Below are 25,515 nucleotides of genomic sequence, written 5' to 3'. Positions count from 1 at the left end.
TTACGTGCTTGCGGGTGTACGGGTGGTCTGGTGGGCAACGGATTCCGTCGCGGGTGCGGCCTGCGCGAGCCGCGGAGTGGAACGGCAGTCGCCGAAGCTCTCCCTGAGCCGTGCCATGAGCTGGATGAGGCGGCCGACGTCGTCGTCCGACCAGTCGCTCAGCCGGTCGGCGAGCAGCGCGGCGGTGCGCCGGGACAGCTCGTCGAGCTGGACCCGGCCGGGCGCCGTCAGACGCAGGATGCGGGAGCGCTTGTCGGCGGGGTCCGGGCAGCGCTCGATCCAGCCCCGGTCCGCGACGTGCGCGACGTGGCGGCTGGTGACCGACATGTCGACGGCGAGCAGCTCCGCGAGCTTGCTCATGCGCATGTCGCCGTGGCGGCCGAGCAGTGTCAGCACGGCGGCGGAACCGCCGGGGCAGTCGGGCGGCAGGCAGCGCCCGAGGTCTCGCTTCACGGCGCCGAAGGCGCTGAGCTGACGCGCCAGCTCTTCGTACTGCGCTCGCTCGGCCATGGCACCTCCTTCTTATCGTTGCCTAGAGCAACCATAAGGAGATTGGTTGCTGCAGGCAAATGAAGCGGGGGTCCGGGAGCTAAAGACTTGGCAAAGGCAAGCATTGGCGAAAGTAAATGTGCAGGTGGCATGGGGTGCCCGTCTGTGGCATCGCTGTGAACGGCCTCGCGGCAGGCCCCCGGACGGAGCCACTCACAGAACCCTCACTTGGGCAGTCCCCCACGTATTCGCTAGGGTCCGGGCCATGGCTAACACCCAGGGCCCCCAGGGCAACTACGACCCCGCCGGCAGCACGCAGATGTTCCGCGCGTTCGTCGACGAGGCGGCCCCTCAGGGCCGGCAGCAGGCGGCCGCTCCGGCCGGCCCCCGCATCGGCCTGATCGTCGGCGTCGTCGTGGCCGTCGTGATCGTCGCCGCGGTGGCCTGGCTGGCGCTGAAGTAGGCCGGCTCCCGCACCTCCGCTTACGGCCACCGGACGGAGACGTCCCGCGTCTCGATGTGCATACCGAGCGGTACCCTCCCCCACGCTCGACTTCGCTCGCGCGGGGGGGACCCCCAAGGCGTCGACGCACACCGTCCAGGTCCCCTTCACCGACGCTCCGGAGGCGATAGGTGCGGGCAGCGCCTCCGTGGACCCGATCGTCGCCCAGTCGGTCCCGAGCGCCCCGATGATGTGGGTTCCGAGGGTCACCGTGCCCGAACGCACCGGGGCGCCACCGGTGTTGCGGAAGAGAACGGTCACGTTCTCGCACCAGCGGTGGTCGGTGGGCTGCCGCTCGGGTCGACTAGCGGTGAGCACTGCGGGGCCACTCGGCGTGGGGCGAGGGGTGGTCGGCGTCGGGGAGGGTGAAACCGGGCCGGGCGCGGGCGACTTGGTACCGGTGCCGGTCTCGGTGGCCGTACCGGCCGTTTCACGCAACGGCTGTTGGGCTGGAGGCCGGGCCGTCACCGGCCGTCGTTGAGGCGCTCGTGCGGGAGTCCGGGATACCTGGAGTCCTGGTCCCGGAGGTCTTGGCCCCGGAGGTCCTGGCCCCGGACGGTCCGTCGAGGTGGACCAGTGTCACGTCTCCGGTCGGCGCCACCGCCGTACCGGACGCCGGAGGTCCGCCGCCCGCGGGGCCGACCGCCACGTATGCCTCACCGTCCGCGCCGCCGGTGCACGCGGCCAGAATCCCGCCCAGGCAGACGACGACCGCCGATGCCCCGACCACGAGCCCCTGACGGCTCCGCAACCACGTCGCTGGAAGCATCGCGCCAGTGTGACTGACGGGCCGTCAATTCGGAAGGCTCGGTGTGGCAGGCGGGCCGGCCCCGTCCACCTGGTGCGGTTCGCCCCGTTGGTCGGGGGCTCGCGGCGCGGCCGCCGGCCACTGCGGCCGAGGCCCCGTTGAACCAGCGGGGCGGACGCATGTTGCGCACCGTACCGACGACCCGCTCCGGAAGCGGGCCGCCGTCTCAAGCGGGTACCGGTCGGCCTGTGCCGTCGACGAGTCGCTGCGGCGCAGGCCGGCCAGGCCGGAGAGCGGTGCGCGACATCGCGCACCCACCGATGAGGACCGGGCTGCCGACGGCACGGGCCGTTGCCCCACTGGGGGGCCGCCCGCGCGGTGGCTCAGTCCGAGATCAGGCCGTCCCGCAGCTGTGCCAGCGTGCGGGTCAGGAGGCGGGAGACGTGCATCTGGGAGATGCCGACCTCCTCGCCGATCTGCGACTGCGTCATGTTCGCGAAGAAACGGAGCATGATGATCCGCCGCTCGCGGGGCGGCAGCTTGGCCAGCAGCGGCTTGAGGGACTCGCGGTACTCCACGCCCTCCAGGGCCGAGTCCTCGTATCCGAGCCGGTCCGCGAGCGAGCCCTCGCCGCCGTCGTCCTCGGGGGTCGGGGAGTCCAGCGAGGACGCCGTGTAGGCGTTGCCGACCGCGAGGCCGTCGACCACGTCCTCCTCGGACACGCCCAGCGCGGAGGCCAGTTCGGTGACCGTCGGGGAGCGGTCCAGCTTCTGCGACAGCTCGTCGCTGGCCTTGGTGAGGGCCAGGCGCAGCTCCTGGAGGCGGCGCGGCACCCGCACCGACCAGGACGTGTCCCGGAAGAACCGCTTGATCTCGCCCACGACCGTCGGCATCGCGAAGGTCGGGAACTCCACGCCCCGCTCGCAGTCGAAGCGGTCGATCGCCTTGATCAGGCCGATCGTGCCGACCTGGACGATGTCCTCCATCGGTTCGTTGCGGCTACGGAAGCGGGCCGCCGCGTACCGGACGAGCGGGAGGTTGAGCTCGATGAGCGTGTCCCGGACGTAGGCACGCTCCGGGCTGTTCTCGTCGAGTGCGGCGAGCCGCAGGAACAGGGAGCGGGACAGGGTGCGGGTGTCGATGCCCTCCGTGGACGGAAGGTCCGGGGCCTCGGGGGCCGGAAGAGCCTCGGCGCCCGGGAGGTCCTGGGCGGGAAGGGTCTCGGCACCCGGGAGGTCCTGAGGGGCCTGAAGGTCCTGGAGCACGTCGGGCGCGGAGTCGCTCTGCATGAGCGTGAGCACCTTCGAGCTGCCCTGGTCTGCGGACATGCCACCCCCTTTGGGTCGCGGGACGGTAGCGGCGGACGCTCCCGTCGTAAGGAACGCAGCCTCCCCTGAAATACCGGTCGCGAGGCCGCGGCAAACGCGCTCCCGGAAGAATGTCACATGTCGGCAACACGCTGTAGTGACATGTCGATATGTAAAACGCGAATGCGCCCTGGTTGGAAGGGTTCTGAGGGTTTTTCAGCGCAGAGTCGTCGGGAAGGGCGCTTGCGGGTGATTCGCTCGCGTGAGTTATGCGTCGATCCTGTTTGCGGATCTCAGACGGGCGAAGCTCCGCGCCAGGAGCCTTGACACATGCATCTGGGAGACACCCAGTTCGGCGCTGATCTGGGACTGGGTGAGGTTGCTGTAGTAGCGCAGCAGCAGGATCCGCTGCTCGCGCTCGGGCAGCTGGACGAGCAGGTGCCGTACGAGGTCGCGGTGCTCGACGCCGTCGAGGGCGGGGTCCTCGTAGCCGAGCCGGTCGAGCAGGCCGGGGAGTCCGTCGCCCTCCTGGGCGGCCTCGAGGGAGGTCGCGTGGTACGAACGGCCCGCCTCGATGCAGGACAACACCTCGTCCTCGGAGATGCGCAGCCGCTCGGCGATCTCGGCGGTGGTGGGCGAGCGTCCGTACGTCGTCGTCAGGTCCTCGGTGGCGCTGTTGACCTGCACCCACAGCTCGTGCAGCCGGCGCGGGACGTGGACGGTGCGGACGTTGTCGCGGAAGTAGCGCTTGATCTCGCCGACGACGGTGGGCATCGCGAAGGTCGGGAACTGCACGCCGCGGTCGGGGTCGAAGCGGTCGATGGCGTTGATCAGGCCGATGGTGCCGACCTGGACGACGTCCTCCATGGGCTCGTTGCGGGAGCGGAAGCGGGCGGCGGCGTAGCGGACGAGGGGGAGGTTCGCCTCGATGAGCGCGCCGCGCACGCGGTGGTGCTCCGGGGTGCCCGGCTGAAGCTCCTTGAGCTGGGCGAAGAGCATCTGGGTGAGGGCCCGGGTGTCGGCGCCGCGGCGTCTGGCGGCTTCCTGGGGGCGGTCGGGGGCGGTGTCGGGGGCCGGTTCGGTCGCGTCGGGGCGGGCGGAGTCCGTGGCGGATGCCTGATGCCGGTCGGAGGACGGGGCCTCGTCCTCCTGGGGCGGCGCAGTACTGGCCGACACGGTCAACGCCACCTCTTCATCCGTCAACACATCTGTCAACTCACCGTCAAAAGCGGTCATAGCATCACAAGAAATGGACACTGTGTGCAAGCACCGCATAACTCCGTGTTGGGGGAGGGGCCGGGACAGAGATTGGGGCACAAGACGCAGGAAAGCCCTCCACTGTTCCGGTGGAGGGCTCCGTCGGTTGTGTCGCCCGGAATCGGTGGGCGGTGTCGCTCAGATTTCGTAGTCGGCGATCACCCAAGTGGCGAACTCGCGCCACAGGGCGACGCCCGCCTGGTGCGCCGGGTGTTCCAGGTACCGCTTGAGGGCGTCCGCGTCGTCCACCGCCGAGTTGATCGCGAAGTCATGGGCGACGGGGCGGTCGCTGATGTTCCAGCCCAGCTCCCAGAAGCGGAGCTCGTCGATCAGGCCGCCGAGGGCCTCGAAGGCGCGGACGCCCTCCACGACGCGCGGGTCGTCGCGCTGGACGCCCTCGTTGAGCTTGAAGAGGACCAGGTGGCGGATCACGGATGCTCCCAGGGGTACGGCAACGGCGGCGGCCGGCGGTTCGTGCGGGGCCTCGGGGGAGCTTACTTTGCGCCGTCGGCGATCCAGGTCATGAAGTGGCCGATGGCCTTGGCGGCGCTCGAGATGCCTTCGAACCCTATCTGCACGTAGTCGGCGGCCTTGGCCGGATCGGTGATGATCACATAGAGCACGAAGACCACGAGCACGTAGAACGCGATCTTCTTTCCCGGTACCGCCACCGTGGCCTCCCCCGTCTCTTCCGCCCCGAGGGGCCGGTTCGCCGCGGGTGAGTGTAACCCGGCCAGGTGTTCGGGGCTTCACAAAAGATCACGTATGCACCACGTCCTCACCCGTTCCTTCCGTACGGGGACTTCGGGACCAATGGCCCGGGGCAAGGGGCCGTTCGGCCGGGTTGCCGGGACGGCGTGAAGCCGGAGGATGGAGAGGAGCCCATCGGACCGGCAGGGGCCCGGAGGGCAGGGAGGACCGGACCGGGTGACCGGACCCGGCTGGGACCCGCACCGCGAGGTCCCGAGCTGCGAGGCGGCCCCGACGCCCGTGTCCTCAGCGGAGGGGACGGCGTCCTGTTCCCCCGAGGCCGCCGCCCCGCTCCAGGGGGCGGAGCCGAAGCCCCGGCGCACTGAGCGGCACGCCGGGGCTTCGCGCCGCGCGGATACGTCCGGTCCCCTGCGCGGATCCGGCGCGTGCGGGACTCCTTGCGCACGTCCGGCGCACACGACGAAGGGCCCCACTGACAGGCGGGGCCCTTCTCCAGCGGTAGCGGAGGGATTTGAACCCTCGGTGACTTGCGCCACACTCGCTTTCGAGGCGAGCTCCTTCGGCCGCTCGGACACGCTACCGAGGGAGACCTTACCCCAAGGTGGGCCGTGGTCTGAAATCCGTTCCGGGGATCGCTCGGGGCGGGGTTCAGCGGACCCGGAAGAAGTCCGTCAGCAGCCGTGCGCAGTCGTCCGCGAGCACGCCGGCGATCACCTCCGGGCGGTGGTTCAGGCGCCGGTCGCGCACCAGGTCCCACAGCGACCCGACCGCGCCCGCCTTCTCGTCGCGCGCACCGTAGACCAGCCGCTCCACCCGGGACTGCTGCACCGCGCCGGCACACATGGTGCAGGGCTCCAGGGTGACGACGAGCGTGCAGCCGGGCAGCCGCCACTCGCCGAGCGCCGCCGCGGCCCGGCGGAGCGCGACGATCTCCGCGTGGGCCGACGGATCGCCCGTCGCCTCGCGCTCGTTGTGACCGGTGGCCAGCACCGAGCCGTCCCGGGACAGCACGACGGCACCGACGGGCACGTCACCGCCCTCGACGGCCCGCGCCGCCTCGTCCAGGGCAAGACGCATCGCGGCCCGCCACCGGTCGCGCACCGGGTCGGGGGCCGGCGCCCGGTCCTCGGTCACCCGCACACCTAGCGGACGGTCTCCAGGACCTCCGAGGCACCCAGGGCCTCGGCGATCGCGTTGAGCGCGTCCTCGGCGTCCAGGGCGCGCAGCTCCTTCTCGGAGACGCCGAGGTCGTCGAGGATCTCGCTGTCTCCCACGGGGCCGTGCGGCACGGCGGCGTCCGTGCCGGGCGCGTCCTCGTCGTCGGCGTCCTCGGGCTCGCCGTCCTCCGTGCCGTCGAGGTCGAGGGAGTCCAGGTCCGGGCCGTCGTCGCCGGGCTCCCTTCCGAGCAGTTCGTCGGTGAGCAGGATCTCGCCGTACGAACTGCGGGCTGCGGCAGCGGCGTCCGAGACGTAGATACGAGGGTCGTCCTCGCCGTCCACGCGGACGACGCCGAACCACGCGTCCTCCTGCTCGATCAGGACGAGCACCGTGTCGTCCTCGGCCGAGGCTTCCCGGGCCAGGTCGGCCAGGTCGGACAGCGTCTCCACATCGTCGAGCTCTGTGTCGCTCGCTTCCCACCCGTCTTCGGTGCGCGCGAGCAGTGCGGCGAAGTACACCGTGACTCTCCCACTGGTCATAGGCGTGCCGGTTGGGGGTCCCCCCGGCGGAGGTTCTGGGCGGAGAGAGCTGGGCTCCGAGCCCCACCCACTCGGAATCGTGGCAGAAACAAGGCGTTCAGGGGACGTCTTCGGCTCCCTGTGTCTGGCTGTTTTGATCGCGAGCACCCGAGCAGAGCGGTCCACTCACCAGCGCACTCGTTGCCGCCACCTGCGGATCGTACGCGGCCTTTGCCCGTCTGGCCGCACGGCCACTCCCGCGACGGCCGCGTCGCTCACCAGCGGAAGGTGCGCATACGCATGGCGTGACGGAGCCGTGCGGCCTTGGCACGGCGGGGCTGGACGCGGGCGCGCAGCTCGCGTGCCTCCGCCAGTTCACGCAGGAACCTGGCGCGGCGCCGCCTGCGCTCGGCGTCCGACTCCTGTGCCTCCGGCTCCTTGGGGGACTCCTGGTCCGGCATCGTCACACCACCCCTGTTCCGTTCCTCCCACTTTCCCTCTGATGGGGGGTTCGATGCCAGGTCCGGACGGACGCGGTGGCCCGGTTACTGTGGGGGCATGCGTCTCCATGTCGTCGACCACCCCCTGGTCGCCCACAAGCTCACCACGTTGCGCGACCGGCGCACCGACTCCGCGACCTTCCGTCGGCTGGCCGACGAACTCGTCACTCTGCTCGCCTACGAGGCGACGCGGGACGTGCGCACCGAGGCGATCGAGATCGAGACGCCGGTCGCCACGACCACCGGCGTCAAACTGTCCCGTCCGCGCCCGCTGGTGGTGCCGATCCTGCGAGCCGGGCTCGGCATGCTGGACGGCATGGTGCGGCTGCTGCCGACCGCCGAGGTGGGCTTCCTGGGCATGATCCGCAACGAGGAGACCCTCCAGGCCTCCACGTACGCGACGCGCATGCCGGAGGACCTCTCGGGGCGGCAGGTGTACGTGCTGGACCCGATGCTCGCGACCGGTGGCACGCTCGTCGCGGCGATCCAGGAGCTGATCAAGCGCGGCGCGGACGATGTGACGGCCGTGGTCCTGCTGGCCGCTCCGGAGGGCGTCGAGATCATGGAACGCGAACTGGCGGGCACGCCGGTCACGGTGGTGACGGCCGCGGTCGACGAGCGTCTGAACGAGCACGGCTACATCGTTCCGGGCCTCGGCGACGCCGGGGACCGGCTGTACGGGGCGGCCGAGTAGGGGACGTAGGGGCGAGACAGCCCCGGACGGCCGTGCGGTCTCCGTGCGAGGCAGCACGGCCGCACCGCACGGGACCGGGGACCGGAGTGGGACCGGGGACAGTGGCCGGTGCCGGAGGAACCTCAGCAGCTCCTCTTGCCGGTGCTGCCCGGCGACGCCGTCGGCGTCGGGTTCGTCAGGGCCGCCAGGGCCTTGTCCGCGTCCGGCTTGGCCGTCAGGGACTTGAAGTCGTCGCCCAGGACCAGGTCGACGGACGCGTCCGTGCGGGCGTCCGTGCGCTGGGCGGCGCCCGCGAGCTGGGTGGCGAGAACCGGCAGCGCGCTGTGCAGGGAGGCCTTCGGGCCGAGCAGTATCCCGACGCCCTTGACCTTCTTGTCGTACTGCTGCGTCGCGTTGCCCACGGTGCCGATGTGGAAGCCGCGCTTCTTCAGCTCGTCCGCGGTCTCCTTGGCGAGGCCGCTGCGCTCCGTGGCGTTGAGGACGTTGACCGTGATCCGGCCCGGCTCGGGCAGGGCGTGGGCGGCGGCGGGCGACGCGCTCACCTTGCCGGCACAGCCCGCCTTGGGGCCGGACGCCGACGTTCTGCCACTGCCGCCGGTGAAGACGTCGATGAGCTGCAGGGTTCCCCAGCCGATCAGCCCGATGGCGGCCACGGAGGCGACGATGGCGACCACGAGCCTGCCGCGGCGCCGGGGCGGGCGCATCCGCGGGTACTTGCCCCCCGTGATCCGGTATTGGCCACCCATGCCGGGGGGAGTCAGCATGCTCATGGGCGCAGCGTAGTGCGCCCGGGCAGCAATGCCTACTAGATGATCATCAGACGCCCGGAGTCCAACCCGAAAGGGTCAAAGGGCGCCCGTACGGCCCGCGAACGGCGGAAGCGGACCGGGCGCCCAGGGACTGCCTCGCGGGTGAATCAGTCGAGTTCGAGCACCCGTGCGTGCAGCACCTGGCGCTGCTGCAGAGCCGCGCGGACCGCGCGGTGCAGACCGTCCTCCAGGTACAGGTCGCCCTGCCACTTCACGACGTGCGCGAAGAGGTCGCCGTAGAACGTCGAGTCCTCGGCGAGCAGGGTCTCCAGGTCGAGCTGCTGCTTGGTCGTCACCAGCTGATCGAGGCGGACCGGGCGCGGCGCGACGTCCGCCCACTGCCGGGTGCTCTCCCGGCCGTGGTCGGGGTACGGCCGGCCGTTTCCGATGCGCTTGAAGATCACACGGAAAGCCTACCGGTCGACACGTTCCGGGCGCAGCCATGGCGACGGAGTGCGCCCTCGGAAAAGATGCGGTAAACGGGGCAAAAAGGGAGAGGGTTCGGTATGTGTGCGGGAAGTGGCGCGGCCGCCCCGCCGGGGGCGGCCGCTGTCATGGGTCACGGATGCGGACGTGTCCACGGTCGCCGCTCGCGGTCCCGCTCCGGCGGGATCGCCGGGGTGGACGGGTCCACCGCGTCGGGCTCCGGCTCGGGTTCCTGTTTCGGGTTCGTGCTGCGCAGGGCCTCGGCACGCACCAGGGCGTGCAGGACCGCGTAGGGGTCGATGAGCATGTAAGGGTTCCTCGCGTTGCCGATGGTGTGACGGTTCCGGGTGGGCCGGACCGGTCAGCAGCGCAGGACCACGGTGCGCAGGGCGTGCAGTGCGGCCGAGCGCGACGTCCGGACGGGGACAGGAGGCAGGTCGTCCGGGCCGGACGGCGCGGGGGCGGCCTGCGGCCCCGGTCGCAGTGGTGTGACGGTGCGGGGCCCCTGGAGGGTCGCGGTCCGCGGCGCGGGCGCGAGGACGTCGTAGTCCGCGTCGCACGCCTGGACCGCGGACGCGGGGACCGAGTCGGCCTCCACCGCCTCGGTGTACGCGCCGGCCACGAGGAGGCCGGCGAGCACCACGAGCACCCTGAACCAGGCATACCGTCGAGCGGTGCGTGGGGGGTGCGGTGCGTGGCTCACATGGGGTCATCTCCCCGTCGGACGCACGTCCTTCATCGTGTCGGCCCCGAGAACCGCTCGCACGGTGTACCAGCCGGGCGTGTGATTGACGTTCTCCATGTGATCATCATGAGATCACCATGCGATCTTCACACGGTGCGCGGGATCCGCCGCGTACCGCCCCGGATCCGGACCGCCGTGACGATCTCCACGATGCCGACCACCACCAGCCACCACCCGGTGACCAGGGTCAGCACGGCGATCGACCGGAACGGCGAGACGATCAGCACGATCCCGGCGACGAAGGTCACGACGCCGAGGAAGATCTGCCAGCCGCGCGCGGGCACCGCCGGATCGTGGGCGGCGGCCATGGTCTGGGTGATTCCGCGGATCAGCCAGCCGATCCCGATCCACAGTGCGAGCAGCAGGATCGACTCCAGGCGGCTGCGGAAGCAGAACAGGCCCAGCAGGATCGACAGGGCGCCGCTGATGAAGGCCAGGACGCGCAGCGAGGTGGTCTTGTGCGTCCCGAAGGCGGAGGCCAGTTGGAACACACCGCTGACGAGCAGGTACACGCCGAAGAGCACCCCGGCAGCGAGCAGGGACGGGCCCGGCCAGAGGAGGACCAGGACGCCGAGGATCAGCGACGCGATGCCGGTGAGCAGCACGACCTGCCAGGCGGTGCGGGCGAGGACGTGCAACGGCCCCTCGAACGGCGGCTCCTGCAGGTCCCACGCCGGTCTGGTCGCGTGCGTGCCGCGCGCGGCGTGGACGTGACGGTCGTCGTATTCCGGGCCACCAGGGGGCCCGGTCGGTGCGTCGGTCATGACCCATGCTGGGAACCGGTGCGGACGCCCCGCCACCCCGGACGGTCCAACCGACTGACGCCTGCCGATTGCTACCGATTGCCCTTCGCGGCCTTCGCCGCCGCCTTCATCTCCTGCTTGTGCGCCCGGACCTTCGCCAGGGACTCGGGCCCGGTGATGTCGGCCACGGACCGGAACGACGTGGCCTCTCCGTAGGGGCCCGCGGCCTCCCGCCACCCCTCGGGCCGTACGCCGAGTTGCTTGCCGAGCAGCGCGAGGAAGATCTGCGCCTTCTGCTTGCCGAAGCCGGGCAGGTCCTGGAGCCGCCCGAGCAGTTCCCGCCCGCTGCCGGCGTCGGCCCACAGGGCCTCGGGGTCCCCGTCGTAGTGCTCGACGAGGTACTGGCACAGCTGCTGGATGCGCCGCGCCATCGACCCTGGGTAACGGTGCACCGCGGGCTTGCGCGACAGCAGTTCCGCGAAGGCCTCCGGGTCCCGGGCCGCGATGTCGTGCGCGTCGAGGTCGTCGGTGCCGAGTCGTCGCGCGATGGTCCACGGTCCCTTGAACGCCCACTCCATCGGGACCTGCTGGTCCAGCAGCATTCCGATCAGCGCGGCGAGCGGACTGCGCCCGAGGAGCCCGTCGGCCTCGGGATCCTGGGCGAGGTGAAGGGTGACGTCCATGACCCGATGGTCGCCCGGCGGCGCGCGGACCGCAGCCGGGGCGCCGACGCCGGTGAGGTACCGGACCCTAGCCTGCTGCCGTGACCCCTGACGATCTCATCGCCCACTACGGACTGGAGCCCATCCCGCGTGAGGGCGGGCTGTTCCGCAGGACCTGGACGGGACCGGCCCGGGCGGACGGGCGGCCGGAGGGCACCGCCATCGTGGCCCTGCTGACCGCCGCCCCCGACGGCTACTCGGCCCTGCACCGCCTCCCGGCCGACGAGGTCTGGCACTACTACCTCGGCGATCCGCTGGAACTGCTGCTCCTCGCCCCGGACGGCGGCGCCCGCACGGCCGTACTCGGACCGGACGTCCTCGGCGGCCAGCACGTGCAGTTCACCGTGGAGGCGGGCACCTGGATGGGCGGCCGGGTCGCCGCGGGCGGGTCGTGGACGCTCTTCGGGTGCACGATGGCGCCTGGCTTCACGGACGAGGCGTACGAGCACGGCGACGCGGCCGAACTCACCGCGCGCTACCCGGCCGAGGCGGCCCGGATCGCGGAGCTGTGCCGGCTGTGAGCGGGCTGCTGGAAGGGCAGGTGGCCCTGGTGACGGGGGCGGGCGGCGGCATCGGGTGCGGGATCGCGCTGCGGTTCGCCGAGGAGGGCGCCGCGGTCGCCGTCCACTGCCGTACGTCGGTCGGGGCGGCGCGCGAGGTGGCCGCCCGCATCCGGGACGCGGGGGGGCCGGGCGGTCGTGCTCCGGGCGGACCTGACCGTCGAGGAGGAGTGCCGGCGCCTGGTGGCCGAGGCCGCCGAGTGGGGCGGCGGGCGGCTGACGGCGCTGGTCAACAACGCGGGGGTGCAGCCGGTGCAGGAGCCGGCCGGGATGACGGCCGGCGAGTGGCGGGCCGTGGTCGACGCCAACCACACGGGCGTGTTCGCGTGCACGCAGGCGGCCGTGGAGGTGATGCGCGGCGCGGGCGGCGGCACCGTCACCCACATCGCCTCCGTCGAGGCCACGCATCCGGCCCCGTTGCACGTCCACTACTGCGCCTCCAAGGCGGCCGTCGTGATGTACGCGCGCTCGGCGGCCCTCGAGTACGGGCCGCTCGGCATCCGCGTCAACACCGTCTCCCCCGGCCTCGTCGACCGTCCGGGCCTCGCGGAGGACTGGCCGGAAGGGGTGCGCCGCCGGCAACGGGCGGCGCCCTCCGGCCGGTTGGGGCGCCCGGAGGACATCGGGGACGCCTGTGTGTTCCTGGCCTCGCCCCTCGCCTCCTGGATCACGGGCCACGACCTGGTGGTGGACGGCGGAGTGTCGGCCCGGCCCACCTGGTGACACTGCTCCCGGAGATGATGGGCGACTCGGCCTTCGGCGGCCGGGATTGCACCGCCCGCCGATGAGAACAGGGCGCGCCGCGTCCGTACGTAACCGAGACCCGGAACCGGCGGATACGGGAGACGTGACGTGGACGGAGGACGTGTGGACGGAGGGAGTCGGGGCGCGGACCGGCGTGGGAGGCGGCTGCGGCACCTCGCCCTGGTCCTGCTCGTCGCCCCCCTGCTGCTCCTCGCGGGGGCCGGTTCGGCCTCCGCGCACGCCGCGCTGAAGGGCGCCGACCCGGTGGACGGCAGTGTGCTGAAGACGGCACCGAAGGCGGTCACCCTGACCTTCACCGAGTCGGTCGGCCTGCTGGACAACTCCATCCGGGTGTTCGATCCGGAGAACCGCCGGGTTCACACCGACGAACAGGAACACGCGGACGGCCGCTCGGACACGGCACGGGTCACGCTGCCGGACCTGAAGCAGGGCACGTACATCGTGGCCTGGCGGGTGGTGTCGGCCGACAGCCACCCGGTGTCCGGCGCGCTCACCTTCTCCGTCGGCCGGCGCTCGGCCACCACGGCCGCCCTGCCGGACGACGAGGCCCAGGACGCCGCCTCCACGGCGCTGTACAACACGGCCCGCTACATCGCCTACGGCGGTCTCGCGCTGCTGCTCGGCGCCACCGCGTTCGCCATGGTCACCGGCGTGGCGGCGCCGCGCGGCCTGCTCGTTGGCGGTTGGTGGACGCTGCTCGCGGCCACGCTCGCCCTGCTGCCGCTCCGGGGGCCGTACGAGCGCGGCAGCGGCCCGGCGGCGGCCTTCGACCTCACGGTGCTGCGGGAGACGGCGACGAGCCGCCCCGGCCTCGCGCTGCTCGTGCGGGTGGCGCTGCTGGCGGTGGCGGCACCGGTCGCGGCGCGGGCCGGGGTGCTGCGCGCACGAGCCGACGGGCGTGGCCCGGCGGGTTCCGGCCGGCTCCGGTTCGCGATCGTGAGCCTTCTGTCGCTCGCGCTGGCCCTGACCTGGGCGGTGGCGGAGCACGCGTCCGCCGGGATCCAGGTGCCGCTCGCGATGACCTCGGCCGTGCTGCACCTGCTGGCGATGGCGGTGTGGCTGGGCGGGCTCGCGGCCCTGGTGACGGTGGTGCAACGGACGCCCGGGGAACTGCCCGCCCCCGCGGTCGCCCGCTTCTCGCGGCTGGCGTTCGCCGCGGTCGCCGTCCTGGCCGCCACCGGTGCCTACCAGTCCTGGCGGGGCCTCGGCTCCCTCGACGCGCTCACCTCGACGCCGTACGGCAGGCTGCTCGTCGCCAAGCTGGCCGGGGTCGCCCTGCTGCTCCCGGCGGCGGCCTGCTCCCGCCGCTTCACGGCACGGCTCGCGGTTCCGGCGGCGGCGGAGGTTCCGGCGCCGCCCGGGCGGGTGCGGGAGACGGTGGGCGCCGCCTCGGAGGACGCCTACGCCGCGCACGTACGGGGTGCCGACGCCGCACACGTACGGGGTGCCGACGCCGCGCACGTACAGGATGCCGACGCCGCGCACGTACGGGATCCCGCGCGCGTACAGGGCGCCTCGCATGTACGGGGCGTACGGGGCGCCTTGGACGTACGGACGGACACGGACCCTCAGGACGCACCGACGGGTCCCGCGCCGGGAGACGGCGCTCCCGCGCCCCATCTCCGGGCTCTGCGCCGCTCCGTGCTCGCCGAGATCTCCCTCGGGCTCGTCGTCCTCGCGCTCACCACCCTGCTCACCGGGACCCAGCCGGGCCGGGCGGCCGAGGGGGCGGCGGCGTCGACAGCCGCCGCCGAACAGCCCCTCGGCTCCGCCACGGTGATCCCCTTCGACGTGGGCACCCCTGGCGGGCACGGCAAGGTGCAGATCGAGCTGACGCCCGGCCGCGTGGGTGAGAACGGCGTCCAGGCGCTGATCTTCGGGCCCGACGGCGGCATCGCGACGGTCCCCGAACTACGGCTCACCTTCACGCTCGAGGGCCGCGACGTCGGCCCGCTCGACGCCAGGCTCACCGACCGGGGCGGCTACTGGGCCACCGACACCCTCAACCTCCCGCTGCCGGGCCGGTGGACGATGAGGGCGACGGTCCGCACGAGCGACATCGACCAGGTCACGGTCTCGACGACGGTGCGGATCGGCTAGCGGAACCACCGGCTCCGCTGCGGCCCGCCCATAGGTGCTGTCTGAACCTGTTTACTTTCTTTGCCAGAAGCCGTCCTTGAGGTGGCCCCGTGTAAGCGCTACCGATCAAGGACGTGTCGGTCACGTTTCAAAAACGGCCCCCGGCGGCTCTTGACGTGTGAGCGGACATTCGCGTCTTATGACGCCCACGATGTTTGGTCGAGTTGGATTCTGATCGTTTCTGACCCGCCTCGATCGGAGCCAGCCGGGACCCACTGCCCCCAGGAGCCGTCAATGCATCACTCACCCTCCGGTCTGTCCCTTCCCGGTCCGAGCCGCCGCACCCTGCTGCGGGGGATAGGCGGCGCCGCGGCGCTGAGCGCGGCCGTTCCGCTGCTGAGCGCCTGCGCCGGCAGCAGTGGCTCGGGTGGTGACTCGAAGACCGTCACCCTGGGCTCCAACTCCTCGGACGCGGTGCCGAAGAAGGCGTTCGCCGACATCTACGCGGCCTTCCAGAAGAAGGACGGCATCAAGGTCGCGGTGAACACCAAGGACCACAACACGTTCCAGGAGCAGATCAACTCCTACCTGCAGGGCACGCCGGACGACGTGTTCACCTGGTTCGCCGGCTACCGCATGCAGTTCTTCGCGGCCAAGGGTCTCGCCTCGCCGATCGACGACGTGTGGCAGACCATCGGCGGGAACTTCCCCGACGCGATGAAGCAGCTCAGCAAGGGCGCGGACGGCAAGTACTACTTCGTGCCGCTGTACACGTACCCGTGGGCGATCTTCTACCGCAAGAGCGTCTTCCAGCAGCACGGCTACCAGGTCCCCACCACGTGGGACGAACTCGTGGTCCTGTGCAAGCAGATGAAGAAGGACAACCTGGTCCCGATCGCCTTCGGTGACAAGGACGCCTGGCCCGCGATGGGCACCTTCGACCAGATCAACTTCCGCCTCAACGGCTACGACTTCCACAAGTCCCTGATGGCGGGCAAGGAGTCGTGGACCGACGCGAAGGTGAAGGCCGTCTTCGACCACTGGACCGAGCTGCTGCCCTACCACCAGGACGGCGCCGTGGGCCGCACCTGGCAGGACGCCGCGCAGACGCTGGTGTCGAAGAAGGCGGGCATGTACCTGCTGGGGTCCTTCGTGGCACAGCAGTTCACCAACAAGGCCGACGTGGACGACCTCGACTTCTTCGCCTTCCCGGAGATCAACTCCGCGTACGGCCAGGAGACCGTCGAGGCGCCGACCGACGGGTTCATGCTCAGCAAGAGCCCGAAGAACCACGCGGGCGCCGTGAAGCTGCTCGAGTACCTGGGCACCCCGGAGGCCGAGGCGATCTACCTCAAGTCCGACCCGAGCGTGGTGGCCGCCTCCAGCAAGGCCGACACCTCCTCGTACACGGCGCTGCAGAAGAAGGCGTACACGATGATCTCGGGCGCCAAGAACCTGACGCAGTTCATGGACCGCGACAGCCGCCCGGACTTCACCTCCACGGTGATGCAGCCCGCGCTGCAGAACTTCGTCCGTAACCCCAAGGGCGTGGACAGCATCCTGTCGTCCATCGAGCGCCAGAAGAATACGATCTTCGCGTCCTCATGAGCATCGAAACCGGCATCCAGAACCCGGAGGCGGCCGAAGTGCCGCCTCCGGGCGGCGCGCACGCCCAGAAGAAGACCAAGCGCGCCCCGCAGGGGCACAACCGCCTGCTCACCCGCCGCGACCGCGTCACCCTGGGTCTGATGGCGGGCGTTCCCACGATCCTGCACGTCGCGCTGGTGTGGGTCACGGCCCTCGCCTCCGTCGCGCTGGCCTTCACCACCTGGGACGGCATCGGGTTCGACTCGATCAAGTGGGTCGGGCTGCAGAACTTCAAGCAACTGTTCACCGACAACCCGCAGTTCTGGCCGGCCGTCGAGCACAACATCATCTGGTTCGTCGTGCTCATCCTGATCCCGACCCCGTTCGGGCTCTTCCTGGCCGTGCAGCTGGACAAGAAGATCCGCTTCACCCGCATCTACCAGACCGCGTTCTTCCTGCCGGTCGTGGTGTCGCTGGCGGTCACCGGGTTCGTCTGGCAGCTCGTCTACAACCCCGACACCGGCCTGATCAACAGCCTCATCGGGGCCAACAAGCCCGGCCACTACATCGACTGGATCGGCAACCCGCACCTCAACCTGTGGGCCGTCCTGGTCGCCGCGTCCTGGCGGCACACCGGCTACATGATGATCCTGTACCTGGCCGGTCTGAAGGGTGTCGACCCGTCCCTGCGGGAGGCATCCGCGCTGGACGGCGCGAACGAGTGGCAGACGTTCAAGAACGTCATATTCCCGACGCTGCGGCCCACCAACACCGTCGTCCTGGTCGTCACCATCATCGAGGCCCTGCGCGCCTTCGACCTGGTGTTCGTCTTCAACAAGGGCGCTCAGGGCACCGAGCTGCTGTCGATCCTGATCACCAACAACATCATCGGTGAGTCCAGCCGGATCGGATACGGCTCCGCGATCGCCGTCGTCCTGCTGGTCATCTCCCTCGCGGTCATCATCCCGTACCTGATCGCGACCTTCCGGAAGGAGCGGCGCGCATGAGCACCCCCACCGTCGCGCTCGCTGCCAAGCAGCGCACCCCCCTTCGCCCGGCGAGGGTCCTGCTGCACGTGTTCCTCGTCGTCACCGCGCTGGCCTGGCTCGCCCCGCTGCTGTGGGCGGTGTTCGCGGCCCTGCGGCCGTACTCGGAAACCAGCGCCAAGGGCTACGTCTCCTGGCCGGACAAGCTCAGCCTCGACAACTTCACGAACGCGTTCGAGCAGTCCGACATGATGCACTACTTCGGCAACACGCTGATCATCGCGGTCCCGGCCGTGCTGCTGACGCTGCTGCTGTCGTCGATGGTCGCGTTCTACGTCAGCCGCTTCGACTTCCGGTTCAACATCTTCCTGCTGCTGGTCTTCACGGCGGGCAACCTGCTGCCGCAGCAGGTCATCATCACCCCGCTGTACCGCATGTACCTGCTGATCGACCTGCCCGGCATCACGGTCAGCGGCAAGCTGTACGACTCCGCGCTGGGTCTGGTCCTCATCCACGTGGCGTTCCAGTCCGGCTTCTGCGCCTTCGTGCTGAGCAACTACATGCGGATGCTGCCGCACGAGCTGACCGAGGCCGCGCTGGTCGACGGCGCGTCGGTGTGGCGGATGTACCGGCAGATCGTGCTGCCGCTGTGCAAGCCCGCGATGGCGGCCCTGGCGACGTTGCTGTCCATCTGGATCTACAACGACTTCTTCTGGGCCATCGTGCTGATCTCCACCGGCGACAACATGCCGATCACCTCGGCGCTGAACAACCTGTCCGGGCAGTACTTCACCGACCCCAACCTGGTCGCCGCCGGCGCCCTGCTCACCGCGATCCCCACGCTGATCGTGTACTTCGTGCTCCAGCGCCAGTTCGTCAGCGGCCTGACCCTGGGCGCCAACAAGGGCTGACCGACCCTTTTTCCGAGAAGAGACGCGCTGTGCACCACCCCTTCACGCCGCTCGCCTCCGTCCCCGTGGACGTCGCCCGTGCGCGGGTCCACGAGGAGGGCTGGCAGTCCTGGAGCCCGAGCGGCGCCTACGCCCTCGGTGAGAAGCCGCACCGCCCGGCGAACGACAACTGGGCGACCGTCTGCTACCGCCCCGGCCGCACCGTCCCCGCAGGCGCCTTCCAGGGCGAGGGGCTGCTGGCGCTCGACCCGGGCGACGGCACGCCGGCCAGGTTGTGGGCGGCGACCGACCCGTACCGCACCGTGCCCTCCATCCGGCTGGAGGTGCACGGCGACCGGGCCGAGGTGAGCGCGGACGGGCCGGTCCGTGAGCTGACCGGCCCGGACATCCGGTCCGTCCTCGCCGAGTGGGCCGACGGTCTCGGCGTGGCGCCGCCGCGCCCCGCGCCGACCGTGTGGTGCTCCTGGTCCGCCACACCCGGCGGCTCCATCACCGCCACCGACCACGACGAGTTCGGCCACGAGGTCAGCAGCCTCACGGCCGCCAACCGCGCGCTGGCGCTGGGCGGGGACGCCGACGAGCTGGCCGAACTCGGCCTGACCGACCTGTCCACCGCGGCCGAGTACTTCACCGAGGTCACCGAGGACGACATCCACGAGAACCTGCGGGCGATGGACACCCTGGACCTGCCCGTCGACGTGGTCCAGATCGACGACGGCCACCAGAGCGCCCTCGGTGACTGGCTCACCCTCTCCGGCCGCTTCCGCTCCCGTGCCGGCATCGCCGACACGATCCGGGCGCGGGGACGCAGGGCCGGCCTCTGGACGGCGCCGTTCCTGGTCGCCCCGGACCGCGAGCCGGCCACGGCCCACCCCGACTGGCTGGTCCGGGACGCCGAGGGTGCGCCCGTGCACGCGGGCCACAACTGGGGCCACGACCTGTACACCCTGGACACCACCCACCCGGATGCGGCGGCGTACCTGACGCACGTCTTCACCACCCTGCGCAGCGAGGGCTACGACTACTTCAAGGTCGACTTCCTCTACGCGGGCGCCCTGGACGGCGTACGGCACTCCGGTGCCGACCCGCTGACGGCCTACCGGGCGGGCATCGCCCTGATCCGCGACGCCATCGGCCCGGACGCGTACCTGCTGGGCTGCGGCGCGCCGATCCTGCCGTCCATCGGCCTGTTCGACGCGATGCGGGTCAGCCCCGACACGGCCCCGCACCGCCGCCCTGAGGCGGACGACTTCAGCCAGCCCGGGCAGGACGCCGCCGAGTTCACCGGCCGGGCGCGCCAGTGGCAGCACGGCCGCCTCTGGATCAACGACCCCGACTGCCTGATGGCGCGCCCGGCCGTGGAGACCCGCGAACGCTGGGCCGCCCATGTCGAGACCACCGGGGGCCTGATGGCCTCCAGCGACCGTCTGCTGTCCCTGGACGCGTGGGGCGTGGCCACGACCCGCCGTCTCCTCACGGGAGGCGCCCGATGAAGCGCACCTTGTCCGTACCCGGCATCGCCTACGGCGGCGACTACAACCCCGAGCAGTGGCCCGAGGAGGTCTGGGCCGAGGACATGCGCCTGATGCGCGAGGCCGGGGTCACGATGGTCAGCGTCGGCATCTTCTCCTGGGCGCTGCTGGAGCCCGTCGAGGGCGTGTACGACTTCTCGCGCATGGACCGGATCCTCGATCTGCTGCACGAGAACGGCATCGCCGCCGACCTCGCCACGCCCACCGCGGCCCCGCCGGCCTGGTTCTTCCGGGCTCACCCCGAAGCGCTGCCCGTCGACCGCGACGGCCGCACCCTGTCCTACGGCAGCCGGCAGACCTTCTGCCCGTCCAGCCCCGCCTACCGGGAGGCGGCTCTGCGCATCGCGGGCAAGCTGGCCGAGCGGTACGCCGACCACCCGGCCGTCGCGATGTGGCACGTCCACAACGAATACGGCTGCCACAACGCCGAGTGCTACTGCGACACGAGCGCGGCGTCCTTCAGGGGCTGGCTGCGCGCCAAGTACGGCGACGACCTGGCGGCGCTCAACCACGCCTGGGGCACCGCCTTCTGGAGCCAGTGGTACTACGACTGGGACGAGATCCTGCCCCCGCGCGCGACGGGCGCCGTCCCCAACCCGACCCACCGGCTGGACTGGCGCCGCTTCTGCTCCGGCGAGCTGCTGGGGCTGTACACGGCGGAGCGGGACGTGCTGCGCGCGTCGGCCCCCTCGATCCCGGCCACCAGCAACTTCATGGTGAACTTCAGCTTCGAGGCGCTGGACTACTGGCGCTGGGCCCCGGAGCTGGACGTCGTCTCGAACGATCACTACCCCCGCTCGACGGACCCGGAGTCGCACATCGACATCGCGATGAGCGGTGACCTGATGCGCTCGATGGCGGGCGGGCCCTGGTTCCTGATGGAGCACTCCACGGGAGCCGTGAACTGGCAGCCCGTCAACCGCGCCAAGGGCCCTGGCGAGCTGCGCCGCAACGCCCTCGCGCACGTCGCCCACGGCGCCGACGGCCTCGCCTACTTCCAGTGGCGGGCCTCGAAGGCGGGCGCCGAGCAGTGGCACTCGGCGATGCTGCCGCACGCGGGCACGGACACTCGGATCTGGCAGGACGTGGTCCGCCTCGGCGCCGACCTGAAGGCACTCGCGGAGGTGCGCGGCAGCACCGGCACCGCCGAGGTCGCGATCGTCTGGGACTACAACGCCCGCTGGGCCCTGGAACTCCCCTCCCAGCCCAGCGCCGAAGTCCGCTTCGAGGAGCTGGTCCGCGCCTGGTACGAGCCGATGTGGCGCGCGGGCGTCGCCGTCGACTTCGTCCGTCCCGACGCGGACCTGTCGCCGTACCGCCTGGTCCTGGCGCCCAGCCTCTACCTGGTCGACGACGCGGGCGCGGCGAACCTCACCGGGTTCGCGGAGCGCGGCGGAACCCTCGCGGTGGGCTTCCACAGCGGGGCGGTGGACGAGAACTGCCATGTCCGGCTGGGCGGTTACCCCGGGGCCTTCCGTGAGGCGCTGGGCGTCAGGTCGGACGAGCTGTTCCCGCTGCTGCCGGACGAGTCGGTGCCGCTGAGCGCCGGCGGGACGGCGACCCTGTGGTCGGAGCGGCTGCGCCTGGAGGGTGCCGAGGCCGTGTCGTCGTACGAGGAGGGCCCCTTGAAGGGTGTGCCCGCGGTGACGCGCCACGCCCACGGCGAGGGCACCGCCTGGTACCTGGCGACCCGGCCCGACCCGCACACCCTCGACTCCCTGCTGGCCCGTATCCGCAGCGAGGCGGGCGTGGAGCCGGTGCGGATCGCCCCGGAGGGCGTGGAGGTCGTCCGGCGGCGGGGTCCGTCCGCGGACTACCTGTTCGTCATCGACCATACGGGCCGCGGCGCGCGGGTGACCGTCGCCGAGGACGCGGTGGAGCTGCTGACGGGCAAGCCGGCGCCCGGCTCGGTGACGGTCGAGCCGGGCGAGGTGGCGGTCGTGCGGGAGCCCCGGCGACCGTGACGCGACCGTGGAAGGGGCCGTGTCGGCCGGGGCCCCTTTCCCATGTCTCAGTCCGCCTCTGTCTCAGTCCGCCTCCTGAGGGCTGCGGGGAGGAAGTGGCTCCACCCTCGCCCGCGGCCCCGGGCGGCCGCCTCGGCCATGAGGTCGGCGTTCCCGAGGGGGTGAGCGTGAGCGGGCCCCCTCGACCGTTCGGCCGATCCGCGGTGCCCCTACTGGGCGCGGGCGACGAGGAGGGCGACGTCGTCGTGGTCGTCGGGGTGGCGCAGGCCGTGCAGCAGGACGTCGCAGGTCTCCTCCAGGGACCGCTGGGGCTGGTCGAGGAGGGCGAGCAGCATGTTCAGGCGGTCGTCGATGGAGTGGTGGCGGGTCTCGACCAGGCCGTCCGTGTACAGGACCAGCAGGTCTCCGGGGCCCAGGTCGGTGGTGGCGGTCTCGAAGGGGATGCCGCCGACGCCGAGCGGGGCCCCGCTGGGCAGGTCCAGCAGGGCCGGTGCACGGCCGGCGCGGGCCAGCGCGGGCGGCAGGTGTCCCGCGTTGGCGATGCTGCACAGCTTCCGGTGGGGGTCGTACACCGCGTACAGGCAGGTGACGATGTAGTGCTCCAGATCGCAGGTGATCTTGTCGAGGTGCTGGAGCACCACCTCGGGGGCGAGGTCGAGGTCCGCGTAGGCGCAGGTCGCGGTGCGCAGCCGGCCCATGGTGGCGGCGGCGTCGATGCCGTTGCCCATGACGTCGCCGACGACCAGCGCGGTCTTGTCGCCGGTCAGCGGGATGACGTCGTACCAGTCGCCGCCGACCTCGCTGGTGGTCTGGGCGGGCTGGTAGCGGGTGGCGAGGTCCAGGCCGGTGTGGTGCGGGGCGTGGTCGGGCAGCAGACTGCGCTGCAGGGTGAGGGCGGTGTTGCGGACGCTCTGGTACCAGCGGGCGTTGTCGATGGCCACGGCGGCCCGGCCGGCCAGCTCGGTGGCCAGGATGACGTCGTCCTCGTCGAACGGCAGCGGGTTGCGGGTGCGCTTGAGGTCGAGGGCGCCGAGCACCTCGCCGCGCGCGATCAGCGGCACCGCGAGGTAGGAGTGGACCCCGGCGCGCGCCAGCAGCGTGGTGCCCTCGGGGTCGCGGGCGATGCGCTGCAGATCGTGCTCGCCCACGTGGCGCACCAGGACCGGCCGACCGGTGTGCACGCACAGGGTGACCAGCCGGTCGCCGTCGTAGGCGGCGAGGTCGCCGGGGGAGTCGGCTGCGCGCAGGGCCACGGTGGGATGGGCCGCCTTGAGGGCCAGGGCGCGGAACAGCTCCGGGCCGCTGTCCAGTTTGCCGGTACGGCGGAAGGCGAGGGCGGAGTCCAGGACGTCCACGGCGACCACGTCGGCCAGCTCGGGCGCGGCGACCTCGGCCAGCTCGCGGGCGGTCTGCTCCACCTCCAGGGTGTTGCCCACGCGGGCGGAGGCGTCGGCGATGAGGGCGAGGCGCCGCCGGGCCCGGTCCGCCTCGGTGGCCGCGCGGTGCCGCTCGGTGACGTCGACGACCGAGGTGGCGGCGCCGAGCACGCGTCCGCCGGGGTCCTCGAGGCGGTAGAAGGAGAGGGACCAGGCATGGTCGTGGTCGGGGTCGGCGGGGGTACGGCCCACGTGGTACTGGTCCAGGAGCGGGGTGCCGGTGGCCAGCACCTGGTGCAGGGCGGACTCGATGGTGTCGACGTCGGCGAAGGGCACGGTGTCCCGCAGGTGCCGGCCGATGTGCTCCTCGGCGGGGATGCCGTCGATGCGCTCCAGGGCGGGGTTCACCAGGAGGTAGCACAGGTCGGGGTCCATGAGGGCGAGGCCGATGGGGGACTGGTTGACCAGCCGCTCGCACAGCGCCAGGTCGGTCTCCAGACGCTGGAGGATGGTGTGGTCGGCGGCGATCCCCAGGGCGTAGATCTCCCCGCGGTCGTTCCACAACCGCATGTTGCGGAACTCCATCAGCCGGGTGTCGCCGTCCTTGTGCCGGATGGGGAAGGCACCGGCCCAGCTCCGGCCGGTCTGCATGACCTCGGTGAAGAGACTCAGCACGGTCTGGAAGTGCTCCGGGTGGACCAGCAGCCGCGCCGCGAACTGCCCGAGCGCCTCCTTCGGGGTGTAGCCGAACAATTCCTGGGCCTGCGGGCTCCAGAACACAATGCGCCCATCCTCGTCCAGCACCACCGCGGCGACGCTGAGCACGTCCAGCAGGCCGGTCCGCCGGGGGCGCCCGGGGCCGGACTCGTCGCCGTCCACCTGGAAGGGTTCGGCTGACATCGGGACCTCCCTCCGCCTGCCGGCGCGGTATGGCGCCCTGTACCGCCATCGCTCCACGCCTGAATCAGGCTTCCGGTATCTCCATGCTGCCCCTGGGCGGGTGACCTGGACAGCCGGGGAAGCCGAGGGCAGCCGCAGCCGGGAACCGCGCCGGGCGCGGCTTCGGGGCGCGGGGTCGTGTTCCTGCCGCCCGGCCCCGACCGCCACCCGGCGCGCGACGCATCCCCGTCCCACCGGTGACGACAGGGCCTGAGCGACCCGGCTCCCCCGTGGGCCGACCGCGGACGATCACGAGCGGGCGCCCCCGCCACGGCTTGTGCGGCGTCGGGCCAGCCACAGCGTCACGGCGCCGGCGGCGGCCACCAGCAGCACGGTGCGCTTGTCCCGTGCCGCCCGAGCCCCCTGGGCCGCCTTCTGCCGCAACGGCTCGGGCGCCTTCTCCTCCCACACCCGCCCGGCCCGTGACGCCTGCGCGCGGGCCTCGCCGACAGCCAGGGCGGCCTTGTCCCTGACCGTGTCGGGCAGCTTGTCCTGCACCTGATGCGCGACGCCGGCGGCCTTGGCCTTCAGCTCGATGGCCTTGGCCGCGGCCTGTTCCTTCACCTCGGCCGCCTTGGCCGCGGCCTGTTCCTTCACCTCGGCCGCCTTGGCCGCGGCCTGTTCCTTCACCTCTGCCGCCTTCTCCTGGGCGCGCGCCTTGACGTCGGTTTTGGCCACCAGCGCCCCCACCGTCTGCCCCAGCTCCTCCCGGCTGTGCTCGAGCTGTACGCGCAGTTCCTCCGTGCCCGTGGCGGTCCGCTCCTCGTGAGTCGGCTTGCTCATCGGTGCGCACTCTCCTTGATCTCGGCCAGGTCGGCCTTCACGTTCTCGATCGTCTGCTCGGGCGTGGGCGGCGCGGCCCGGCCGACCTGCTTCTTCCCGGTCACGGCCAGGACCGCGGCGATGACGCCCAGCGCCGCGGTGACGATCAGGGCGGCAGCCCACACCGGCAGCGGCACCGCCAGGGCCGCGATGACCGTGGCCACCAGGGCCTGCAGAGTGAGCAGGCCCACGACTCCGGCGCCGCCGAACAGCCCGCCGCCCTTGCCGTAGCGCTTGCCCTTCTCCTTCATCTCGGCCTGCGCCAGCCTCAGTTCGCCGCGCACCAACTCCGTCAACTGCTGCGAGGCCCGCTGCACCAGCTCACTCACCGGCTCCTGACCGGAGCGGTTCACGCTGTGGTCGCGTCCGGCGTAGTGCGGCTGCGTGCTCGTCACGGAGATCACCACCCATCCGTATCGGTTCCTGCGATCGGCCGGCGCCCTGGCGCCCCGACCGTCCGGTGCGCTCGCGAGTACCCCGATCCGCCCGTTTCAGGGCGCCCAACTCAGCCACGCCGACGAGCCGTCGCCCGCCTCGCACCATCCCGGTCACGCCGACGAGCCGTCGTCCGCCTCGCACCATCCCGGTCACGCCGACGAGCCGTCGTCCGCCTCGCACCATCCCGGTCACGCCGACGAGCCGTCGTCCGCCTCGCACCATCCCGG

Annotated in this window: 27 protein-coding genes, 1 tRNA gene and 2 pseudogenes; 11 read left to right on the top strand and 19 right to left on the bottom strand. The window is 71.6% G+C overall.

Annotated features, from left to right (window positions below; genetic code table 11):
• Positions 1-510 (bottom strand): MarR family transcriptional regulator, encoded by a 510-nt coding sequence (locus tag AB0N14_RS10050; RefSeq protein ID WP_366025193.1) that lies wholly within the window; start codon positions 508-510, stop codon positions 1-3.
• A 244-nt stretch (positions 511-754) separates the two neighbouring features.
• On the opposite strand from AB0N14_RS10050, the gene AB0N14_RS10045 reads away from it, so the two are divergent.
• Positions 755-952, top strand: a complete 198-nt coding sequence (locus AB0N14_RS10045) for a hypothetical protein (RefSeq protein ID WP_366025192.1) — start codon at positions 755-757, stop codon at positions 950-952.
• A 469-nt stretch (positions 953-1,421) separates the two neighbouring features.
• Here AB0N14_RS10045 and AB0N14_RS10040 read toward each other — a convergent pair whose 3' ends face one another.
• The 9 genes from AB0N14_RS10040 to AB0N14_RS10000 all read right to left on the bottom strand — a co-directional run bounded on the left by AB0N14_RS10040 (position 1,422) and on the right by AB0N14_RS10000 (position 7,151).
• Entirely contained in the window at positions 1,422-1,760 is a 339-nt protein-coding gene (locus tag AB0N14_RS10040; RefSeq protein WP_366025191.1) for a hypothetical protein, read from the bottom strand.
• Positions 1,761-2,122: 362 nt separating this feature from the next.
• Entirely contained in the window at positions 2,123-3,067 is a 945-nt protein-coding gene (locus AB0N14_RS10035; RefSeq protein ID WP_263230820.1) for an RNA polymerase sigma factor SigF, read from the bottom strand.
• Positions 3,068-3,313: 246 nt separating this feature from the next.
• Positions 3,314-4,282, bottom strand: coding sequence for an RNA polymerase sigma factor SigF (locus AB0N14_RS10030; protein ID WP_366025190.1), 969 nt, complete (start codon positions 4,280-4,282; stop codon positions 3,314-3,316).
• Positions 4,283-4,441: 159 nt separating this feature from the next.
• The gene (locus AB0N14_RS10025) at positions 4,442-4,735 is read right to left on the bottom strand and encodes a Dabb family protein (RefSeq protein WP_263230818.1); all 294 of its coding nucleotides are present in this window, start codon (positions 4,733-4,735) and stop codon (positions 4,442-4,444) included.
• A gap of 62 nt (positions 4,736-4,797) precedes the next feature.
• Positions 4,798-4,974 carry a hypothetical protein gene (locus AB0N14_RS10020; RefSeq protein ID WP_181139268.1) on the bottom strand — a complete coding sequence of 59 codons (177 nt, stop codon included), beginning with the start codon at positions 4,972-4,974 and terminating at the stop codon, positions 4,798-4,800.
• 536 nt (positions 4,975-5,510) lie between these two features.
• Positions 5,511-5,595 (bottom strand) — tRNA-Ser (locus AB0N14_RS10015).
• 67 nt (positions 5,596-5,662) lie between these two features.
• Positions 5,663-6,091: a tRNA adenosine(34) deaminase TadA gene (gene tadA / locus AB0N14_RS10010; RefSeq protein WP_366025394.1), complete on the bottom strand. Its 429-nt coding sequence runs from the start codon at positions 6,089-6,091 to the stop codon at positions 5,663-5,665.
• 65 nt (positions 6,092-6,156) lie between these two features.
• Positions 6,157-6,690 carry a hypothetical protein gene (locus AB0N14_RS10005; protein WP_366025393.1) on the bottom strand — a complete coding sequence of 178 codons (534 nt, stop codon included), beginning with the start codon at positions 6,688-6,690 and terminating at the stop codon, positions 6,157-6,159.
• 275 nt (positions 6,691-6,965) lie between these two features.
• Positions 6,966-7,151 (bottom strand): hypothetical protein, encoded by a 186-nt coding sequence (locus tag AB0N14_RS10000; protein ID WP_103844242.1) that lies wholly within the window; start codon positions 7,149-7,151, stop codon positions 6,966-6,968.
• A gap of 97 nt (positions 7,152-7,248) precedes the next feature.
• On the opposite strand from AB0N14_RS10000, the gene upp reads away from it, so the two are divergent.
• Positions 7,249-7,884: a uracil phosphoribosyltransferase gene (gene upp / locus AB0N14_RS09995; protein ID WP_366025189.1), complete on the top strand. Its 636-nt coding sequence runs from the start codon at positions 7,249-7,251 to the stop codon at positions 7,882-7,884.
• A 122-nt stretch (positions 7,885-8,006) separates the two neighbouring features.
• Here upp and AB0N14_RS09990 read toward each other — a convergent pair whose 3' ends face one another.
• The 6 genes from AB0N14_RS09990 to AB0N14_RS09965 all read right to left on the bottom strand — a co-directional run bounded on the left by AB0N14_RS09990 (position 8,007) and on the right by AB0N14_RS09965 (position 11,290).
• A complete protein-coding gene (locus AB0N14_RS09990; protein WP_366025188.1) occupies positions 8,007-8,654 on the bottom strand; it encodes a LytR C-terminal domain-containing protein in 648 nt (215 codons plus the stop codon).
• A gap of 146 nt (positions 8,655-8,800) precedes the next feature.
• Entirely contained in the window at positions 8,801-9,097 is a 297-nt protein-coding gene (locus tag AB0N14_RS09985) for a type II toxin-antitoxin system VapB family antitoxin (RefSeq protein WP_004943146.1), read from the bottom strand.
• A gap of 155 nt (positions 9,098-9,252) precedes the next feature.
• Positions 9,253-9,426, bottom strand: a complete 174-nt coding sequence (locus AB0N14_RS09980; protein ID WP_366025187.1) for a hypothetical protein — start codon at positions 9,424-9,426, stop codon at positions 9,253-9,255.
• A 54-nt stretch (positions 9,427-9,480) separates the two neighbouring features.
• Positions 9,481-9,822 carry a hypothetical protein gene (locus AB0N14_RS09975; RefSeq protein WP_366025186.1) on the bottom strand — a complete coding sequence of 114 codons (342 nt, stop codon included), beginning with the start codon at positions 9,820-9,822 and terminating at the stop codon, positions 9,481-9,483.
• A 128-nt stretch (positions 9,823-9,950) separates the two neighbouring features.
• Positions 9,951-10,628 carry an HdeD family acid-resistance protein gene (locus AB0N14_RS09970; RefSeq protein ID WP_366025185.1) on the bottom strand — a complete coding sequence of 226 codons (678 nt, stop codon included), beginning with the start codon at positions 10,626-10,628 and terminating at the stop codon, positions 9,951-9,953.
• Positions 10,629-10,699: 71 nt separating this feature from the next.
• Positions 10,700-11,290 carry an HhH-GPD-type base excision DNA repair protein gene (locus AB0N14_RS09965; protein WP_366025184.1) on the bottom strand — a complete coding sequence of 197 codons (591 nt, stop codon included), beginning with the start codon at positions 11,288-11,290 and terminating at the stop codon, positions 10,700-10,702.
• Positions 11,291-11,370: 80 nt separating this feature from the next.
• Here AB0N14_RS09965 and AB0N14_RS09960 point away from each other — a divergent pair, with 80 nt between their 5' ends.
• The 8 genes and pseudogenes from AB0N14_RS09960 (at position 11,371) to AB0N14_RS09925 (ending at position 21,713) form a co-directional block, all read left to right on the top strand.
• A complete protein-coding gene (locus tag AB0N14_RS09960) occupies positions 11,371-11,850 on the top strand; it encodes a cupin domain-containing protein (RefSeq protein WP_366025183.1) in 480 nt (159 codons plus the stop codon).
• Positions 11,838-12,612 (top strand): annotated as a pseudogene (locus AB0N14_RS09955) (glucose 1-dehydrogenase). Before AB0N14_RS09960 ends, AB0N14_RS09955 begins: the two are co-directional and overlap by 13 nt.
• Before the next feature lie 144 nt (positions 12,613-12,756).
• Entirely contained in the window at positions 12,757-14,754 is a 1,998-nt protein-coding gene (locus AB0N14_RS09950) for a copper resistance protein CopC (RefSeq protein ID WP_366025182.1), read from the top strand.
• 273 nt (positions 14,755-15,027) lie between these two features.
• The gene (locus tag AB0N14_RS09945) at positions 15,028-16,341 is read left to right on the top strand and encodes an ABC transporter substrate-binding protein (protein WP_366025181.1); all 1,314 of its coding nucleotides are present in this window, start codon (positions 15,028-15,030) and stop codon (positions 16,339-16,341) included.
• The gene (locus AB0N14_RS09940) at positions 16,338-17,327 is read left to right on the top strand and encodes a sugar ABC transporter permease (RefSeq protein ID WP_366025180.1); all 990 of its coding nucleotides are present in this window, start codon (positions 16,338-16,340) and stop codon (positions 17,325-17,327) included. The genes AB0N14_RS09945 and AB0N14_RS09940 overlap by 4 nt, the downstream gene beginning before the upstream one ends.
• Positions 17,324-18,217 carry a carbohydrate ABC transporter permease gene (locus AB0N14_RS09935; RefSeq protein ID WP_366025179.1) on the top strand — a complete coding sequence of 298 codons (894 nt, stop codon included), beginning with the start codon at positions 17,324-17,326 and terminating at the stop codon, positions 18,215-18,217. The genes AB0N14_RS09940 and AB0N14_RS09935 overlap by 4 nt, the downstream gene beginning before the upstream one ends.
• Positions 18,218-18,246: 29 nt before the next feature.
• On the top strand, positions 18,247-19,710 hold the full coding sequence (locus AB0N14_RS09930) for a glycoside hydrolase family 36 protein (RefSeq protein WP_366025178.1): 1,464 nt from the start codon (positions 18,247-18,249) through the stop codon (positions 19,708-19,710).
• Entirely contained in the window at positions 19,707-21,713 is a 2,007-nt protein-coding gene (locus AB0N14_RS09925; protein WP_366025177.1) for a beta-galactosidase, read from the top strand. Before AB0N14_RS09930 ends, AB0N14_RS09925 begins: the two co-directional genes overlap by 4 nt.
• A 209-nt stretch (positions 21,714-21,922) precedes the next feature.
• Here AB0N14_RS09925 and AB0N14_RS09920 read toward each other — a convergent pair whose 3' ends face one another.
• The 3 genes from AB0N14_RS09920 to AB0N14_RS09910 all read right to left on the bottom strand — a co-directional run bounded on the left by AB0N14_RS09920 (position 21,923) and on the right by AB0N14_RS09910 (position 25,179).
• Positions 21,923-23,989, bottom strand: a complete 2,067-nt coding sequence (locus AB0N14_RS09920; RefSeq protein ID WP_366025176.1) for a SpoIIE family protein phosphatase — start codon at positions 23,987-23,989, stop codon at positions 21,923-21,925.
• A 288-nt stretch (positions 23,990-24,277) separates the two neighbouring features.
• A complete protein-coding gene (locus AB0N14_RS09915; protein ID WP_366025175.1) occupies positions 24,278-24,811 on the bottom strand; it encodes a DUF3618 domain-containing protein in 534 nt (177 codons plus the stop codon).
• On the bottom strand, positions 24,808-25,179 hold the full coding sequence (locus tag AB0N14_RS09910; RefSeq protein WP_366025392.1) for a phage holin family protein: 372 nt from the start codon (positions 25,177-25,179) through the stop codon (positions 24,808-24,810). Before AB0N14_RS09910 ends, AB0N14_RS09915 begins: the two co-directional genes overlap by 4 nt.
• Before the next feature lie 55 nt (positions 25,180-25,234).
• On the opposite strand from AB0N14_RS09910, the pseudogene AB0N14_RS09905 reads away from it, so the two are divergent.
• A pseudogene (locus AB0N14_RS09905) lies at positions 25,235-25,515 on the top strand (hypothetical protein); the annotation flags it as partial.

This window comes from Streptomyces sp. NPDC051104 (assembly GCF_040682835.1).
Lineage (GTDB): Bacteria > Actinomycetota > Actinomycetes > Streptomycetales > Streptomycetaceae > Streptomyces > Streptomyces cynarae.
Note: the sequence above shows the minus strand (reverse complement) of the source record. Positions and strands in the feature narration are given on the sequence as shown.

Coding starts and splice junctions, on each gene's coding strand:
- AB0N14_RS10050 (WP_366025193.1), bottom strand. CDS start 510: ATGGCCGAGCGAGCGCAGTACGAAGAGCTGGCGCGTCAGCTCAGCGCC.
- AB0N14_RS10045 (WP_366025192.1), top strand. CDS start 755: ATGGCTAACACCCAGGGCCCCCAGGGCAACTACGACCCCGCCGGCAGC.
- AB0N14_RS10040 (WP_366025191.1), bottom strand. CDS start 1,760: ATGCTTCCAGCGACGTGGTTGCGGAGCCGTCAGGGGCTCGTGGTCGGG.
- AB0N14_RS10035 (WP_263230820.1), bottom strand. CDS start 3,067: ATGTCCGCAGACCAGGGCAGCTCGAAGGTGCTCACGCTCATGCAGAGC.
- AB0N14_RS10030 (WP_366025190.1), bottom strand. CDS start 4,282: ATGACCGCTTTTGACGGTGAGTTGACAGATGTGTTGACGGATGAAGAG.
- tadA (WP_366025394.1), bottom strand. CDS start 6,091: ATGCGTCTTGCCCTGGACGAGGCGGCGCGGGCCGTCGAGGGCGGTGAC.
- AB0N14_RS10000 (WP_103844242.1), bottom strand. CDS start 7,151: ATGCCGGACCAGGAGTCCCCCAAGGAGCCGGAGGCACAGGAGTCGGAC.
- upp (WP_366025189.1), top strand. CDS start 7,249: ATGCGTCTCCATGTCGTCGACCACCCCCTGGTCGCCCACAAGCTCACC.
- AB0N14_RS09990 (WP_366025188.1), bottom strand. CDS start 8,654: ATGAGCATGCTGACTCCCCCCGGCATGGGTGGCCAATACCGGATCACG.
- AB0N14_RS09980 (WP_366025187.1), bottom strand. CDS start 9,426: ATGCTCATCGACCCCTACGCGGTCCTGCACGCCCTGGTGCGTGCCGAG.
- AB0N14_RS09970 (WP_366025185.1), bottom strand. CDS start 10,628: ATGACCGACGCACCGACCGGGCCCCCTGGTGGCCCGGAATACGACGAC.
- AB0N14_RS09965 (WP_366025184.1), bottom strand. CDS start 11,290: ATGGACGTCACCCTTCACCTCGCCCAGGATCCCGAGGCCGACGGGCTC.
- AB0N14_RS09945 (WP_366025181.1), top strand. CDS start 15,028: ATGCATCACTCACCCTCCGGTCTGTCCCTTCCCGGTCCGAGCCGCCGC.
- AB0N14_RS09940 (WP_366025180.1), top strand. CDS start 16,338: ATGAGCATCGAAACCGGCATCCAGAACCCGGAGGCGGCCGAAGTGCCG.
- AB0N14_RS09935 (WP_366025179.1), top strand. CDS start 17,324: ATGAGCACCCCCACCGTCGCGCTCGCTGCCAAGCAGCGCACCCCCCTT.
- AB0N14_RS09925 (WP_366025177.1), top strand. CDS start 19,707: ATGAAGCGCACCTTGTCCGTACCCGGCATCGCCTACGGCGGCGACTAC.
- AB0N14_RS09920 (WP_366025176.1), bottom strand. CDS start 23,989: ATGTCAGCCGAACCCTTCCAGGTGGACGGCGACGAGTCCGGCCCCGGG.
- AB0N14_RS09915 (WP_366025175.1), bottom strand. CDS start 24,811: ATGAGCAAGCCGACTCACGAGGAGCGGACCGCCACGGGCACGGAGGAA.